Source organism: Sphingomonas yabuuchiae (genome assembly GCF_001477495.1).
Taxonomy (GTDB): domain Bacteria; phylum Pseudomonadota; class Alphaproteobacteria; order Sphingomonadales; family Sphingomonadaceae; genus Sphingomonas; species Sphingomonas yabuuchiae_A.
Genome location: NZ_LDTF01000088.1, coordinates 1 through 17,522, shown reverse-complemented (window position 1 = coordinate 17,522; position 17,522 = coordinate 1). Strand labels below are relative to the sequence as shown.

Genomic DNA, 17,522 nt, shown 5'->3' with positions numbered 1-17,522 from the left:
TAAATTTACAGTGTTTCGCTGTGTCGATTTTATGACGCCACGCTTCCGGGCCTCGTGATGGGGCAGGGGCGGCAATTTTGGCTGGAGGATCGGATGGCCCCGATCCTCAGCAGAATGAGGACGCGTCATGACCAAGAATTCCACGCCTGCCCGTCGCCGGTTGCATATCGGGACCGCCCTTCAGAGCCTGACCCTGGTCGGCCTGGGGCTCGGTATGGCGAGTTTGGCGACGGCGGCGTCGGCCCAGGCCGTGCAGGGTCCGGCGACGGACACCAGCCCGGCCACCGCCACCCCGGCGCCGACCGGTGATATCGTCGTTACCGGATCGCGCATCCAGCGTCCCGACCTCCAGAGCAGCAGCCCCGTCGCGACGATCAGCGCAGGTGAGCTGAAGGCGACCAACACCGTCACCGCCGAGTCCTATCTGTCGTCCTCGCCGCAGTTCGTGCCCGCCGCGAGCGGCACGACCAATAACGGCAATGGCGGTACCGCGACGGTCGATCTTCGCGGCTTGGGGTCGCAGCGGACACTGGTGCTGGTCAACGGTCGCCGGATGGTGCCGTCGGATATCGGCGGGGCGGTCGACATCAACGCGATCCCGACCGTCCTCATCAAGCGGGTCGACGTGCTGACCGGCGGCGCTTCGGCCGTTTACGGTGCCGATGCCATTTCGGGCGTGGTCAACTTCGTGCTCGACGACAAGCTGGAGGGCGTGCGTGCCGATGCCAGCTCGCAGATCACCGGGCATGGCGACGGCGCCCAGTATAATGCCGGTCTGGCGGCGGGTGTGAAGTTCGGCAGCGACGATGCCGGGCATATCGTCATCGCGGGCCAATATTCGAAGCGGGACGGCGTCTATCAGTCGGCCCGCGCCTATTCGGCGCAAGCCCTTGACGGCAATCTGAAGCCGACCGGGTCGAGCAATGCTACGCCGACCGTTATCGACATCAACTCCGGGCGCTACCAGATCAACGACGGCAGCCAAGCCGGCGGGACGGATAATTTCGTTCCTTATTACAAGCCTTATAATTTCAACCCCGCCAATTACCTGCAGGTGCCGCTGGAGCGGTATAATGTGACGGCGCTGGGCAGCTACAAATTCTCCGATGCGGCCGAACTCTATGCGCGCGGCAGCTATACGCGCAGTGACGTGACGGCGATCCTCGCACCGACGGCGACGGGCGGCTTCAACTTTGCGATCTCCCCCAGCAATCCGTTCCTCAACGCAACCAACTCGGCCCTGATCTTCGGCGATCCGGCCAATCTGAACGCCGACGGCACGGCCAATGTGGGTATCCGTCGCCGCGTCACCGAGACGGGCGGTCGCATCCAGCAATTCACCAACGACACCTATTTCGGGATCGTCGGCCTGCGCGGCGACTTCGCCGACAGCTTCCATTACGACGTGTTTGCGCAATATGGCCTGGCCAAGCGGCACGAGGCGCTGCTGAACGACCTCGACTATAACCGGACCGCCCAGGCCATCAACGCGACGGTGGGGGCGAACGGCACGCCCGTCTGCGTCAATCCCAGCAACGGCTGCGTCCCCGTCAACCTGTTCACGTCACAGCCGATTTCGTCCGCGGCCCTGTCCTTCATCACTGCCAACGGATCACAGGACAATCGCTACACCCAGTTCGTTACCGGCGGCAGCCTGTCGGGCGATCTGAACTTCCTGCAAAGCCCGCTGGCCGACAAGCCAGCTGCGATCGCGGTCGGGGCGGAATATCGTCGCGAGACGGGCAGCCAATCGGTCGATGCCAATTACGGCTCGGGCAACCTGATCTATTACGGGCAGGGCACGGCGGTTCCTAGCGCCTCGTTCGACGTCAAGGAAGTCTACGGCGAGTTGCAGATGCCACTCGTCACCGACCGGCCCTTCGTCCGCGCGCTGAACTTTGAAGGCGGCGTGCGTTACTCGGCCTATACCAACAACACGGTAGCGGGCCGTAATAAGCTGGACGCCGTCACCTACAAGCTGGGCGGCGACTGGAGCCCGGTCGAGGGGCTGCGCTTCCGGGCGATCTTCAACCGCGCGACCCGCGATCCCAACATCGCCGAGCTGAACAGTCCGATCACCCAGGCAGGCACCGACGTGCTGTCGACCGATCCGTGCGCGCGGGGGGCGCCGCAGGGCAATGCCGCACTGGCCGCCAAGTGTATCGCGCAAGGTGCCCCCGCCGCGCTGGTCAATTCGGGCGTGATCCAGGACGTGACCGCCGGCCAGACCAACATCAACGCGGGTGGCAATCCGGCGCTGCGGCCCGAAACCGCCAATACGCTGACGGTGGGGGCGGTGTTCTCGCCGCGCGTCCTGCCCGGCCTGAACGTCACGGTCGACTATTACCGGATGAAGGTGAACAACTACATCGCCTCCGATGGTTCGCAGGACATCGTGAACCAGTGCTTCAACAACAACATCTCGGCCTATTGCTCGCTGATCGTGCGCAGCAATATCTCGGGCCAGCTGACTGGCTCGCCCAATGCGAACGGCCAGTTTCCGGGTGTCACCGAGCAACTGATCAACGTCGCCACGCTGCAGACGAGCGGCATCGACGTGTCGGCCGATTACCGCTTCAAGCTGCCGGGTGAGACCAGCCTGACGCTGGCGATGGCGGGCACCTATGTCGACCGCTACACCTTCAACCTGGGCGCGCAGGCGACGCCGATCAACTGTGCGGGCAAGTTCGGTAACAGTTGCGCGGCGGTGTCGATCAACCCGATCCCGCGCTGGAAGCACCAGGCATCGGCCACCCTCGATCTGGGTGATGTCTCGATCCAGGGGCGGTGGCGCTATATCGGGCCGGTCAGCGCGGATCCGGGCACGCCGATCCTGGTCAGCCGCATCCCGTCCTATTCCTTCTTCGACACCAATGTCAGCTTCGACGTCAACAAGCAGTACACGTTCCGCCTTGGCGTCAGCAATCTGTTCAACGTCAATCCGCCCGTCGTCGGCGGCGTGGCGGGGAGTGCCGGATCGAATTCGGGCAATACTTTCCCCAACGTCTATGATGCGCTGGGCCGGACCTTCTTTGCGGGTATCAGCCTGAAGCTCTGATCGCCCGATAGCGGGACGGAAAAGGGGTGGATTTCGGGAGGCCGAAATCCACCCCTTGTCCATTTTAGAACTTGGCGCGCAGGCCGATGCGGTAGGAGCGGCCCAGCGTGTCATACAATGCCGGATTGACGTCCAGGCCGGTATTGGTCTGCGGCGAGGGCTCAGGGTCGCGGTCCAGCAGATTGTCGACCTTGAAGAACATGCTGACCGCTGGCGTCACGTTCAGCGAGCCGCCGATATCGACATAGAAGGCCCCCTTCATGAAGTTGCGGTCGATCGTCGGATTGTTCCCGGTCGAGACCGGGCAGCTGGTCGAGCAGACGACATATTGGTTGCCGAACACGCCGTCGCTGAACCAGCGTTCCTGGACCAGCAGGCTGAATTTATCGGTGTCGTAGCTCTGGATCGCCAGCCACTTCCAGCTTGGCGTCGCACCCGAATTGGCGCCCGCGCTGTCGATCGGGATGGTGCCGGGCAGGCCGGGATCGGTCACGAACTTAATGACATGGGTGGCGAGTGCACGCAGCGTCAGGTTGCCGTTCAGCCCCATCGGGTTGCGCCACTGATAGCTGCCCTCGATGTCGAAGCCGCTGGTCTTGATCGAGGCGAGGTTGAACGCCTGGACGTTGACGAAGTTCGGCCCGGCCGTGTTCTGAAGGTTGAAGGCACCGCACGTCTCGGTATTGCCCTGAAAACACAGGTTGACGATCTGCGCGGCCGACAGGCTGGAGACGACGTCGTTCACCTTGATCGTGTAATAGTCGAAGGACAGGCTGAGCCCCGGTGCCCAGCTCGGCCGCGACAGGACCACGCCCGCCTCGGTGCTGCGCGCGATTTCGGGGCGCAGATTGGGATTGCCCAGCGAGTTCTGGATGATCAGCACCTGCGTGTTGCGGAACGGATCGGTGAAGTTGGGCACCGTCGTCGTCGTCGGGGCGGCGAACAGTTCGGACAGGTTGGGCGCACGCACGTCGCGCGAGGTGACGGCGCGCAGACGGAAGCCGTCGAGCGGCGTGTCCCAGGTGCCCCCCAGCTTCCAGGCATAGACCGCGCCCGAGGTCGAATAATGGGTGGCACGGCCCGCCGCGCTTAGATTGGCACGGCCCAGGCTTGCCGAATTGATGAGTGGGAGGTTAAGCTCCAGGAAGCTCTCATACACGTCATATTTGCCAGACCCGTTTTTGTAGTTGCCTGCATACCAGTTGCTGCCGGTCGCCGAATTCAGGAACGGGTCGGCGGGATAGTCGGCCGAATTGGGGCTGATCGCCGAGACGCCCGCGCCATAAGGGTCGGCGTTCACGCGGTATGCCTCGCGCCTATATTCGACGCCGGTCGCGATCGATAGCGGTCCGGCCCACAGGTCGATCAGATTGCCCGAGATGCTGCCCGCCGCCGCGTCCTGAGTCTGGCGGGTATGCTGGAACGGGCCGTTGGCCGGGGTGATATAGGCCAAGGCTGCGGCCGATGGCGTGGCACCGCCGAAGATGTTGATCGGCTGGCACCCGCTGGCCCGGGCGGCGGCATTGGCGCAGACGATCTGGCCGTTCAGCGTCGTCGCGTTGACTGCCTGGTTATAGCGGCCGGTCAGGCTGATATTGTCGACATTGATGTCGGTGACGTTGATGCCATGCTCGTAATAGACGTCATAGGTCCAGCTGCCGCCCAGCACCTCCGCCTTGCCCTTCAGGCCGCCGACGAAGCGATACTGGCGGCGATCGGTGTTGACCTTGATGTTCGGCAGGATCGCGTTGCTCAGGCCATAGCTGAATTGGGTGATCCCGTTGGCGGCGCATTGCTGCTGGATGGATTGCGGCAGATAGGGGTTGGAACACTGGATGGTCAGCCCGGTCTTCGAAGCGCCGGGATTGGGCTGATTGCTGGTCTTCACCTGCGCGATATTGGCGGTGACATACAGCTCCATGTCGGGCGCGATGTCATAGCCGATACGGGTATAGCCGTTGACCCGCTCAAGCGCGGATTGGAGCGAGGTGCCGGAGCCGACATGCCCCGACTGGTCGCCGCCGACGCAGAAACCGACATAGCATCCGATGACGTTGCCCGCCGCATTCTTGGCGGGAACGCCGTTCGATCCATACTGGAAGGGAAAGGGATTGCCATTGGCGTCGAACGCCGTGCCCTGAAGCGGCCCGGCGCTGATCAGGCCGTATTTGGTGTATTGATAGGCCTGGCCATGGTCGCGGTACAGGAATTGCGGCGTGCTGCCGTTGCGGATGCCGGTATCGACCAGCGTCGAGGCGCGATACCAGTCGCGGCTGCCCGCCAGGTCCTCGCCGAAATTGCCCGGCCCGACGCCCTGATCCTTGGCATATTCGCCGCTGACGATCAGGTGGAGCCGGTCGCCCGCCAGCGCCTTGCCGAAGGCGGCCTGGGCCAGCACCTGGCCATTGTCGCCATAGGTGGTGACGCCGGTTTGGAGATTGCCCTTGAAGCCGGTGAAGCGGGTGTCGGTGATAAAGTTGATGACACCGCCGACCGCGTCGGAACCCCAGGATGCCGAGGCGCCCCCGGTCACGACATCGACCCGCTTGATCAGCAGTTGCGGGAACTGGCTGATATCGGGAACGCCGGTGACGTTCGCCCCGACCACGCGCTGCCCGTCGAGCAGCGTCAGGGTGCGGATGGTCCCCAGGCCACGCAACGAGAAGGAACTGAGACCCTGCTGCCCGCTCGACGTGCTGAAGGTGCCCGTCGTCGCGCCGGTCGATCCTTGCAGGGACGGCAGCTGGGCGACGGTGTTGAAGATGTTGGGCTGGGCATTGGCCTGGATCTGCTCCTCGCCGATGACCGTGGTCGGCGTGGGGGCGTTATAGCCGTTGGCGGTGATGCGGGTGCCGGTGACGACGATGTCGCGCTCGCTGGCGGCGGGCTCTTGCGGCGTGGCGGCCGGATCGGGGGCCTGGGTCTGCTGCGCCAATGCGGGGCTGGCGATCAGCGCCAGCGCCAATGCCATGGCACTGGTAGCGTTACCGGATTTCCACGAGGCGCGGCTGCGCCGATTGCCGATGCTCATCACTCCATCCCCTCACTCAGACCGCGGAGCATGGGCCGGTGATCGCCGGCCCCTCCGTCTCCCACCCGCTTTACCGCAGGGACGAAGGGGCGGCATCTACGACCATAGTCGGTATCGCCGAGGTCAGGGGCGTGCGGCGTAAAGGCCGTGATGGGTCAGGATGAATAGGGTCCGCCCGTCCGCACCGCCGAAGACCAGTTGCAAGGGGCGCTCGGGCACGTCGATCCGGCCCAGTTCGGCACCGGCAGCGTCATAGACGAAGACCTGCCCGTTCGCGACATAGACGCGCCCGTCCGCCCCGGTCACGACGCTTTCGCCACCGCGATCGGCGAACGGCTTGAGGTCGGTGACGGCACCGCCTGCGCTCACCAGCCCGGTATAGGTGCGGTCCTCCGACCCGTTGGCGATCGCGATCCGGGTGCCGGGGCGCGTGGCAATCAGGCCATAGGTGTCGAGCGTGTCCGAAAAGCGCCAGCCGCGATGATCGGTCGGCCCCTGCTGCCACACGCGGAAGGCGGGCAGGGCGATGCTGCCATCGGGGGCGACATAGGATAGCGTCTTGGGCTGGCCGATGTCTTGGGCGAACATCTCGCCCAGGGTCGTGAACCGGTCGGTGGCGGGGTCGTACTGGTCGCGAAACTCGCCATTGACCCACACGCTGCCGGGCAGGACGATCCGGGCACCCGGCGGTGTCGCGGCGGTCGGAGACAGGAGCGTTACGGCCGAGGGGGCCTTTGGATCGATGCTATAGACCGTCGCGGCAGGCCCCGCGGACGACAGGACCAGCAGCTTGCCCGAGCCATCGACCGCCAGGTTCACGGGATCGAGCGGCGCGTCGGACACGACCGAGAGGCCTTCCTCCTCGCTCCAGCCATGGATGCGATGGAAATAGCGATCGACGAAATAGAGCTTGCCGCTCGCATCGATCGCCCCGCCGCCGAGCGAGTAGAAGCCGTCCGCCAGCCGCCGGACCGGCGTCAGGCTGGGCGAGGGGGCTGGCAGGGCGGCGGGGGTGACGTCCAGCGTCGCGAACTCGCGTTCGCGGACCTCCGCCCCCCGCGTCATGTCGCGGATCGCATTTTCGTAAGGATATTTGCTGGCCCGCAAATAGGTGCCGCAGCCGTCCGCCTGACAGGTCGCAAAGCCGCTTTCGGCGTTCACATGGACGTTGCGGAAGCGGATGTCGTTCCGGCCGTACAGCGCGATCGCCGCCTTGGCGGGCTGTAGCGAGCGGGTGACGCGGTAGGCGTGGAGGTTTGCGAACAGCACGTCACGGACGTTGCGCACCTCGAAGGCCACGGCATCGCGGCTTTCGCCCGCTTCCTCCTCGGTCTGGGGGGCCAGGAACTCCCAATGCGCGATCTGGTCCAGCACGATCTCGGCCCGGCGGTGATGCTCGGCGGAGATTTGATAGACATGGCCCGGCGTCTCGGTGTTCGACACCAGCATGCCCGCCGAGGCATAGGTGTCGGGCGTCCACAGCCCGTTGAACGTACCGCCCCCGCCATCCGTCACCCACAGGCTGGGATAATGACCGTCCCAGCGCTGCTTGGGGTCGGGATCGCCGGTGTGGTCGGCATTATAGGGATCGAAGCGGCTGCCATCCGCGCGGAAGGTGCCGTGCCCGCCCTGGAACTTCACGTCATCGACCAGCGAGTCCTCGCCCGCGCGCCAGAGCAGCGCCGTCGCGCGTGGATTGCGCCCGCCCGCCGCCAGGCCGAGGCCCGAGACGATGGCGTCGCCGCCCTTGGCACTTTCGATCAGCCCCTTTGCGCTGCCGACGCCCCGAAAGGCCGGGCTGTCGTCGGTCAGGACGATCTGGGTCAGGCTGGGATGCAGGCCGATCAGCACGCTGTCGGGGCGCAGGCGCAAGCTGTCGCTGACCCGGTACAAACCCGCAGGAAAATAGAGGACGCGGTGCGTGTCGATCGCCCGTTGCAGCGCGGCGGTGTCGTCGGTCGCGTCGTCGCCCTTTGCCCCGAGGTCGCGGACATTGGTCCACTGCTCGACCGGCGGAAGGGTGCGGATGGCGGGAGCCTCGCTGGATCGCGATGCGAACAGCGGCACCGCATCCGCCTTGGTCGCGTATCGCCCCGTCTGGCCAAGCGACGGCACGGCGAGGCCATAGGAGAAGTCCCGCATCCGATAGCGCCGGGCGGGGCCAGTGATGGTCCGCCCGCTGTCCCGGAACCGGGCGAAGACCGGCGTGTCGCTGGCGGTCGCGTCCGGAAAGCCGATCTGGGTATAGGCATTGTCCTCGTTGCTGATGACGATGCCTGCGCGTGCGACCCGCTCGAACCGCACCTTCTTGCCCCAGAACCAGTCGCCATAGCCGCGGTCGATCTCGATCCCGACGGGCACGTTGCGGATCACCGTATTGACCAGGGTCAGTCCCGCCTCATGCTCGCGGATCGCCGCGTCGCGCTGTCCGTCGAAGCTAGAGTCGATCAGCGTATAGGACCAGGCGGGGGAGGGCTTTTCGGTCAGGACGCCATAGCGCCCGCCATGGAAGTGGAGGTCCTGCCCCAGATTCCCGACTTGGTAGATGCCCGCCAGCGCATCGCCCAGCCGGAAGTCGATATGCGCCAGATAGCTGTGCTGTGCCGTGTGGAAACGGACGGCGGTCGCGGCCGGATTGCCGGATCCGATCTCGAAATCGACATTGGCCATCGCGGAATAGAAGGTACCCGAATTGGCGTCGGCGATGGACTTGTCGAAGGGGACGCTGGTCGGCGGCGGCACCGGCACCGGGGCTGGGTCCTTGCCCGCTTCGGGGGGCAGCGTGCCGGTGAAGAAGACCATGGTCCCGACGCCCTGCTGGAACCCCGGTGTGGCGGGGGCGAGGACGAAGACGGGGCGCGTCTTGCCCACCCCGAACAGGCGGACGCCGGGCCGCATGTAGAGCGTGCGGGTCAGGCGATAGCGGCCCGAGGGCAGGAAGACGATGCCGCCGCCCCCCTGACCCGCCACCCGGTCGATCGCCTGCTGGATTGCCGCGCCGTCGTCGCTCCGACCGTCGCCGCGCGCCTGGACCGTCACCGAGCGGGGATCGGCGGGGGCACGGGTAAAAACCGAAGCGGATTTCGCCCAAAGCGGCGACGCGGCAGTTCCGGCGAGCAGCGCCATCACGGCAAGGGAAAGCAGGCGCGTCATGGCGGTCATCCTTTTCAGGCGGAACGGATCAGGGGCAGGGCCATTGGGATAGGCACGGCGGTGTTTCAGCACGACTGCGACAAAGGTCGTAATGGCCATTGTCGCCCTAGGCACGATAGCGAGGATCGAACGGGCACGGCCATCGATGCCGATGCAAGCGACAAGGGGTGCTGGTGAAGGCGAAAGACGGCAATAGCACAGGCGCACGCGCCCATGGCATCGTGGTGATGGGCGTCAGCGGCACCGGAAAGACCACGCTGTCGCAGCGGTTGGGCGCGCAATTCCAGTGCCCGGTGCTGGAGGGCGACGCATTTCATTCGCCCGAGAACGTCGCCAAGATGCGCGCGGGCCATCCGCTGACCGATACGGATCGCTGGCCATGGCTCGACCGGCTGGGCGCGGCGATCGGCGAGACGGCGCGGGACCAGGGAACGGCGATCGCGGCCTGCTCGGCCCTTCGGCGTGTCTATCGGGAACGGTTGCGGGCGGCGGCGGGCGTGCCCTTGTTCTTCGTTTTCCTTGATACTGACGCGCAGGAAATCGCCAAGCGAATGAGCGGGCGCAAGGACCATTATATGCCGCCCAGCCTGCTCGACAGCCAGCTGGCGACGCTGGAGCGGCCGACGACGGACGAATGTGCTTTGACGCTGGATGCCGGACTGCCGCCGGAAACACTGGTCGCGCAGACGCTCGGGTGGTTGAAGCGCGCCTGAGAGGTTCACGGCATCAGCCGCTTGCGCCCTTGCGACAGGTGCCAGCGCATCGCCAGCGCCGCGCCGTCGGGATCGCGGCCCCGGATCGCCTCGACGATGGCGTCATGCTCGTCCATCATCGCGCCAATCACCTCGGGCGGGCGCGAGCGGGAGATGTCGACCCCGGCGCGCAGGATATGCATCACCTCGTCCTTCAGATGGTCGAAGACGGGAATGAAGGCCGAATTACCCGTCGCCTCGACGATGGCCCGGTGGAGCACCCAGTCCTCGTCATGCGCGGGCGCATCGGACAGAAGCGCGGCGCGCAGCGCGGCCAATGCGTGCTCGATCGCCTCCATCTGTTCGCTTGATCGGCGCAGTGCCGCCAGCCGGGCGGTCTCCGCCTCCAGGACGAACCGCACCTCATAGGTGCCCAGCGTCTTGGCCAGTTCGTCCATCGGCATATGGGTGCCCAGCCGCTCGGACGGGCGGCGCTTCACATAGGAGCCCGCGCCGCGCCGGGCTTCGGTGATCCCGTCCGATGCCAGCCGGGCGAGTGCCTCGCGCACGATGGTCCGCGACATGCCGAACGTCTCGGCCAGCCTGGCTTCGGAGGGCAGGCGGTCGCCGATCGCCAGCCCCTCGTCATTGATGATGCGGACGATCGCCGTATAGGCCCGGTCCGCCAGCCGTCCTTCGTTCATCTCCGCCCCCGTGTCAGACGAAATGGCTCAGGACCATGACCAGCGCGAGGCCGACGACGGAGATGACGGTCTCCAGCATCGACCAGGTCTTGAACGTGTCGGCGGTGCTGGTGCCGACATAGCTCTTGACCAGCCAGAAGCCCGGATCGTTGACATGGCTGAAGAAGACCGAGCCCGCGCCGATGGCGAGCACTACGAGTTCGGGGGAGACGCCCGATCCGGCGACCACGCCCGGCATGATGCCGACCGCCGTGATCGTCGCGACCGTCGCCGACCCCGCCGCCAGCCGGATACCGACCGCGACCAGCCAGCCGAGCAGCAGCGGGGAGATGGCGTACATGGTGACGAGCCGGGCGAGCAGGTCCGACAGACCGGCGCTGACCAGCACCTGTTTGAGCGCGCCGCCCGCACCGATCGCCAGCAGGATCGCGCCTGCCGCGCCCATCGTCTCATGCCACACCGCGTCCTGGATCTTCGCCTCGCGCAGGCGTCGTCCGAACAACAGGGGTAGGGCGAGGAGATTGGTGACGAGCAATGCGATCACCGGATTGCTCGCGGCGACGAGCCAGGCCGCGCCCTTGAGGGCCTGGGAAAGCTGTCCCAACTCGCCCGTCGCAATCAGCAGGACGGGCAGCAGCACGATGAACAGCGCCGCGCCGCGCCCCGGCACCGCAATGTCCAGCCGATGGTCGCCCAGGACGGGCGGCGCAAGGCGTACGCCCGGCGTGACGATCCGCGCCAGCACCGGCCCCGCGATGATCGCGGTCGGAATGGCGACTAGGATGCCGTAGAGCATCGTCCGACCCAGATTGGCCCCCAGTGCCTCGACCGCCAGCAGCGGCCCGGGATGCGGAGGCACCAGCGCATGGACGACGCCCAGCCCGGCCAGTGCGGGCATGATGAGGCGCAGCTTGGCGGCGTCGCGCGCCTCTCCATCGGGTGCGTTTATCGCCTCTGCGGCGGCCACGACGATCGGCAGCAGCAGGACCAGGCCCGTCTCGAAGAACAGCGGCAGGCCGATCAGGATCGCGATGCCCAAAGTCGCCCAGGGGGCCGCCCGCGCGCCGGTCAGTCGTAAGGCGCTCTGTGCCAGAGCCGCCGCCGCGCCGGACAGGTGCAGCATCGCCCCGAGCGACAACCCGAGCGCGACGACCAGGCCGGTGCCGCCGACGATATCACCGACGCCTTTCTGCACCGCCTTGGCGATATCGGCGAGCGGAAGCCCGGCAAGCAGCCCGACCGTGAACGCGCCGCACAGCAGGCCGATGAACGGATGCAGCCGCCCCTTCACGATCATCAGGACGGCCAGCAGGATGCCCGCCAGCGCGGACGCCATCAGGCGGATGTCCTCGCCGGTCACGGGCGGGGTCCGCTCGTCATCTGGTTCAAGCTTTGCGGATCGCGCATCGACACCCCTCCCTGGTCCGTGGCGGCGTTTTCACCTGCCGGACTTATCTCATAATCTGTACGACAGGTTTTCGGTCATGGGCAACAGAAAAGGGCTTGATCCGGGGCGATTGCCGGGCGCATGATAAAAATCTGTCCAACCGAATCCACATAGATTGGGTCGAAAAGGACACGGGATCATGTCGGCACATACGACCGACAGCCTTTGGCCCAGTCGGGCCGCATAGTGGAGGATGACGATGGAAGGGACACGTCCGACGGCCTGCCAACCCTTGACCGCGAGTGCCGAAGCGCCGTCGCTGGCACGGCTGACTCCGACCCAGATGAAGGTGTTGCGCGGAGTCCATTCGGGGATGCTGAACAAGCAGATCGCGTTCGATCTGGGCATCGCCGAGGCGACGGTGAAGGCGCACATGACCGCGCTGATGCGCAAGCTGAACGTGCGCAACCGGACGCAGGTGGCGATCGCGGCGCAGACACTCAGTCTCCACGCCTGATCCATGTTGGCGACGACGGTCACCGTGCCGTTACGCTAAGACCCACCGATAAAAGGAGAGGGCGATGAAGACGAACTGGCTGCTGAGCGCGGCGGTGGTGATGGCCGCTGCACCCCCGATGGCGGCCACGGCTGCCGCACGATTCTCGACCTCCATCTATCGCACCGCCCCTGCCGATCCGCGCGCGATCACTATTCGGGGCGTGGGCGACGGCCGGGCCGATGATAGCGCCGCGATCCAGCAAGGGATCGACGCGGCGGCGGAGGGCGGCCATGGCGGCATCGTCTTCCTGCCCTCTGGGCGTTATCGGATCAGCCGGACGATCGTCGTGCGATCGGGCGTCCGTCTGTTCGGCGTCGGTCCGACCCGGCCCGAGATCCTGTTGGCCGATGCGACGCCCGGCTTCGGCTCGGGCATCGCCGCGATGATGACCTTTGCGGGCGACGACCAGTATCGATCGGGCAAGCCGCCCGTGCCGGTACCGACGACGGTGCCGTTCGATCCGGCGCTGTACGACGCCACATCCTCCACCTTCTATTCCGCACTCGCCAATGTCGATTTCCGGATCGGAGAGGGCAATGCCGGGGCGGTCGGGGTGCGGTTTCGCGTCGCCCAGCACGGCTATATCCGCCATGTCGATTTCCATGTGGGATCGGGTTTTGCCGGAATCTATCAGGCGGGCAATGCCGCGCAGAATCTGCGCTTTTTCGGCGGCCGATATGGTATCGTTACCGAGAAGACCTCGCCCGCCTGGCAGTTCACGCTGATCGACAGCGATTTCACCGGCCAGCGCGAGGCGGCGATCCGGGAACATGAGGTCGACCTGACCCTGGTCAACGTCGCCATCCGCGACACGCCGGTGGGAATAGACATCGATCCCGGCTATTCGGACTCGCTCTGGGGCAAGCAGGTGCGGTTCGAGAATGTCCGCGATGCGGGCGTGGTCATCTCCTCGGAAAAGAGCGTCTTTACCCAAATCGGCTTCGACGACGCGATCGGCATCGCCACGCCCGTCTTTGCCAAATTCCGCGACAGCGGTCGGGTCGTGGCGGGCGCGGGGCCGCGCTACCGCGTCGCCGATTTCGGCTATGGGCTCAAAGTGCCCGAGCTGGGGCAGATGGGCGACTTCGCGACCGATGTGAAGATCAGCCCGCTGGGTCGGACGCCTGCAAGAGCCAAACCCGCCATCCCCGCGCTGCCGCCGGTCGCGGCCTGGGCGAATGTCCGCGATCTGGGGGTAAAGGGCGACGACACCACCGACGACACCGCTGCCCTGCAACGCGCAATCGACACGCACCGCGTCCTCTATCTGCCGATGGGCCGCTACCGGGTCAGCGACACGCTGCGGCTGCGCCCCGACACGGTGCTTATCGCGCTGCACCCCAGCCTGACGCATATCTATCTGGCGGACGATGCCCCCGGCTATCGCGGGATCGGATCGGCCAAGCCGCTGATCGAGAGCGCGAAGGGCGGGGCGGGGATCGTCTCGGGCATGGGGCTGTGGACCGGCGGGGTCAATCCGCGCGCCACCGCCCTGTTGTGGAAGGCGGGTGAGGCGTCGCTGGTCGATGACGTGAAGATCCAGGGCGGCGGCGGCACCCTGCTGACGCCGGGCAGCCCGATCGGGTTCGGCGACCAGCGGGCGCGGTTCGACGGGCAGCATCCCAGCATCTGGGTGACAGATGGCGGCGGCGGCACCTTCAATGCGCTTTGGTCGCCCAATACGCTGGCCTCGGCCGGGTTCTACGTCTCGAACACGACGACGCCGGGTCATGTCTATCAGCTGTCCGCCGAGCATCATTACCGTGCCGAGATCGTGCTCGACCATGTCGCCAACTGGGAATTCCTCGCCCCGCAGACTGAGCAGGAGGTGCGGGACGGCGTCAACGCCGTGTCGACCGAGTTCCGCCACAGCCGCAACATCCTGTTCGCCAATTATCACGGCTATCGTGTCACCCGCACCGCCAAGCCGATGGATGCGGCGGTCAAGCTGTACGACTCCGGCGATATCCGCTTTCGCAACGTCCATGTGAATGCCGAGAGCGGCTTTGCCAGTTGCGACGCCAAGGGCTGCGGCACCTTCCTCCGCGCGAGCAAATATCCGTTCGAGAACGCGATCAAGGATATGACCCGCCAGACGGAGGTGCGCGAGCGGGAGTTTGCGCGTCTCGACGTGCCGCCCGCTCCCGCCAGCGCGGCGATGGCGTCGGCGGTACCGGTGTCGCCGGGCGTCAGCAAGCTGGCGGAGGGATTCTATTCGATCGCCGGGGCGGCGGTCGATGCGACCGGTACGCTCTATTTCATCGATCGCTTCTTCCAGCGCATCTATAGCTGGTCGGCGGCGAAGGGGCTGAACATCATCGCCGACGCCCCGCTCGATGCGGTCAATCTGGCGGTCGACCGCTCCGGCCATCTGCTTGTCCAGTCTTCGGCGGGGCGCGACGGTAGTGTATACAGCATCGACCCTGCGGCCCCGGCGGCCGTGACCGTGATCACGCCGACGCCGGTCCGAACGCATTCGGGGGCGCAGACGCTGCTGCCGCTCAATGTCTGGGAGAATGGCGAGTTCGCCGACCGGATCGACCCCAAAAGCTATCGCTATCCGACCATGGCCGAGATGTTCGCCGCCAAGATGGGCGCGGCCAAGACGCAGGAATATGTTTCGCCCGACGGATCGCTGGTGCTGCCCGCCTTTCGCGTGTGGAACCAGGGGCCGGACGATCACCAGGGCTGGCGCTGGTCCGACACGCTTGACGCCTATGGCTTTGCGCCTGCGCCGCTCGGGGGCGAGGTGGTACTGACCAACGCCTCGGAGAACCGGACCTATGCCGGACGGGTCAGCGAGGGCGGGCGGGTCACCGATCTGCGGGTGCTGGCCGAGCGCGGGGGCGAGAGCGCAGTGCGCGACGCGGCGGGCAGGCTGTATGTCGCGAATGGTCAGGTCTTCGTCTACAATCCCAACGGCTCGCTGTTGCGCCGGATTGACGTGCCCGAAAGGCCACTGCAACTCGTGCTGGGCAAGGCAGAGGCGGGGGGAGAGCAGGGGCGACTGTTCATCCTGACTCATCATGGGCTTTACTCTGCCACGCTGTAGCGCGGCACGGCCGATGCGTTCGTCGAGGAGCCGGATGCGTCGCGCCACGTTATCCCGACATGACGAAGCCCAAACCCGATCCCGTCGGCCCCGGTCAGGAAAGTGTCTGGACCTATCCGCGCCCCGCCATCGCCGAGCCGAGCACGCGCCATGTCCGGATCGCGCATCGCGGTTTCGTGATCGCCGACACGCGCGCGGCCGTCCGGACGCTGGAGACCAGCCATCCGCCCAGTTGGTATCTGCCGCCCGCCGATATCGACCATGGCGTGCTCCGGCGGTCGGATCGCCGGTCCTTTTGCGAATGGAAGGGCGAGGCGATCTACTGGCATGTCGCTATCGGAGAGACGGTCTTTCGCGATGTCGCCTGGAGCTATCCCAACCCGACGCCGGCCTTTGAGATTCTCCGCGATCATCTCGCCTTCTACGCCGCGCCATTCGACCATTGCACGATCGACGGCGAACAGGTCCGGCCACAGCCGGGTGGCTTCTATGGCGGCTGGATCACGGCCGATCTGGCGGGGCCGTTCAAGGGCGGACCGGGCAGCATGGGCTGGTAGGCTTCACAGCGCCCGGAGCGCTGCCGAGGGCCTGGCCCGCAGCACCGGGAGGGTTCCGGCCACGCCGATGCCCACCGTCACCACCGCGCCGGTCGTCAGCGTGGCGAGGATGACGCTCCAGTCGGGCAGCCATTCAAACTCGAAGATGCGGGTGACCACGAACCATCCACCGCCTACGCCCAGCGCCAGCGCCACCATTCCGACGATGGCCGCCAGCAGCGCATATTCGATCGCCTGCATCGCCAGCACTTGCGCCCGTGTCGCGCCCAGCACCTTCAGCATAACCGCATCATAGGTCCGCGCCGCCCGGGCCGCCGCGATCGCGCCGAGCAGCACGGCGATCCCCGCCAGCACCGCAATCCCGGCCGCGACGGTGATGGCGGTCGCCATCTGCCCGACGACGTCCTGTATCTGCTTCAACACCCCGCCGACTTCGACGATTGAGGTGGACGGGAAACGGGGCAGCAAGGCGCCCGTGACGGCCGAGCCCTGCACGGCGGGCATATCGATCGTCGCCGCCAGATTGTGCGGCACATCCTGGAGCGCGCCGGGAGAGAAGACCATGACGAAGTTGAAGCCCAGCGTATCCCAGGCGATCCGCCGGAACGACGCGATCCGCGCCGTACGTTCCAGCCCCAGGACCGAAACGGTCAGCGGGTCGCCGATCCGCAGGTTCAGCGCCTTGGCCAGCCGCTCGTCAATCGACACCAGGCTCTGGCGTTGCTCGGCGCCGTTCCACCATCGCCCGGCGGTCAGTGTGCTGCCGGGGGGCAGCGTCGAGGCGAAGGTCAGCCCGCGCTCGCCCCGCAGCGCCCATGCGCCGTCCGGGATCGCCTGCAGGTCGGCGACGCGGGTCGTGCCATAGGCGGTGATCGTGCCGCGCATCAGCGGGACGGTGGCGATGCGGGCCGTGGGGGCGACCGCTTTGACCGTGTTGCGAAACTCGGCCTCGCGCTCGGGCGGCACATCTAGGGCGAACAAGGCGGGCGCTCGTGCGGGCACGGAGCGGCGGATATTGCCGTCGATGCTGGTACGGATGCTGGCGAGCAGCACGAACAGGGTCAGGCCGAGACCGAGCGCGACGACCAGCGATACCGTTCGTGAACCGGGACGATAAAGTGCGGTGAGCGCGAGCCGCGGCAAGGGCCGGCGCGGGCGCGGAAGCTGCCGCGCAATGGCACGGACCGCCACACCGATTGCAACCAGTATACCCAGCGTCCCAGCCGTCGCGCCCAAAAAGCCAGCAGCAAAGGCCGGACGTTCGGTGGTCGACAGGGCCAGCATTAGGATGGGCAGGCCCGCCGCCACACCCCAGAGGCTCCCCCGCCA

10 protein-coding genes are annotated in these 17,522 nt (G+C 66.3%); 5 read left to right on the top strand and 5 right to left on the bottom strand.

From position 1 onward, the window contains the following. Window positions 1–127 precede the first annotated feature (127 nt). A complete protein-coding gene (locus NS355_RS14305) occupies window positions 128–3,058 on the top strand; it encodes a TonB-dependent receptor plug domain-containing protein (RefSeq protein WP_058746320.1) in 2,931 nt (976 codons plus the stop codon). Window positions 3,059–3,122: 64 nt separating this feature from the next. Here the strand turns inward: NS355_RS14305 and NS355_RS14300 are convergent, their stop codons facing one another. Continuing rightward, on the bottom strand, window positions 3,123–6,089 hold the full coding sequence (locus tag NS355_RS14300; protein WP_084787981.1) for a TonB-dependent receptor domain-containing protein: 2,967 nt from the start codon (window positions 6,087–6,089) through the stop codon (window positions 3,123–3,125). A gap of 123 nt (window positions 6,090–6,212) precedes the next feature. Then, a complete protein-coding gene (locus NS355_RS14295; protein WP_058746331.1) occupies window positions 6,213–9,251 on the bottom strand; it encodes a glycosyl hydrolase family 28-related protein in 3,039 nt (1,012 codons plus the stop codon). Window positions 9,252–9,415: 164 nt separating this feature from the next. On the opposite strand from NS355_RS14295, the gene NS355_RS14290 reads away from it, so the two are divergent. Beyond that, window positions 9,416–9,955 (top strand): gluconokinase, encoded by a 540-nt coding sequence (locus tag NS355_RS14290; protein ID WP_345938812.1) that lies wholly within the window; start codon window positions 9,416–9,418, stop codon window positions 9,953–9,955. Between the two features lie 5 nt (window positions 9,956–9,960). Here the strand turns inward: NS355_RS14290 and NS355_RS14285 are convergent, their stop codons facing one another. Then, complete coding sequence (locus NS355_RS14285) at window positions 9,961–10,638, bottom strand: FadR/GntR family transcriptional regulator (RefSeq protein WP_058746319.1); 678 nt, start codon at window positions 10,636–10,638, stop codon at window positions 9,961–9,963. A gap of 13 nt (window positions 10,639–10,651) precedes the next feature. Next, complete coding sequence (locus NS355_RS14280) at window positions 10,652–11,998, bottom strand: gluconate:H+ symporter (RefSeq protein WP_058746318.1); 1,347 nt, start codon at window positions 11,996–11,998, stop codon at window positions 10,652–10,654. 319 nt (window positions 11,999–12,317) lie between these two features. Here NS355_RS14280 and NS355_RS14275 point away from each other — a divergent pair, with 319 nt between their 5' ends. From NS355_RS14275 to NS355_RS14265, 3 genes are all read left to right on the top strand, one after another. Continuing rightward, window positions 12,318–12,542, top strand: a complete 225-nt coding sequence (locus NS355_RS14275) for a helix-turn-helix domain-containing protein (RefSeq protein WP_153008232.1) — start codon at window positions 12,318–12,320, stop codon at window positions 12,540–12,542. 64 nt (window positions 12,543–12,606) lie between these two features. Further along, complete coding sequence (locus NS355_RS14270; protein ID WP_209445104.1) at window positions 12,607–15,636, top strand: glycosyl hydrolase family 28-related protein; 3,030 nt, start codon at window positions 12,607–12,609, stop codon at window positions 15,634–15,636. A 59-nt stretch (window positions 15,637–15,695) separates the two neighbouring features. After that, entirely contained in the window at window positions 15,696–16,193 is a 498-nt protein-coding gene (locus NS355_RS14265; RefSeq protein ID WP_058746317.1) for a DUF427 domain-containing protein, read from the top strand. Between the two features lie 3 nt (window positions 16,194–16,196). Here the strand turns inward: NS355_RS14265 and NS355_RS14260 are convergent. Beyond that, window positions 16,197–17,522 (bottom strand): ABC transporter permease (locus NS355_RS14260; protein WP_153008231.1); only part of this gene is annotated, 1,326 nt, incomplete at its 5' end.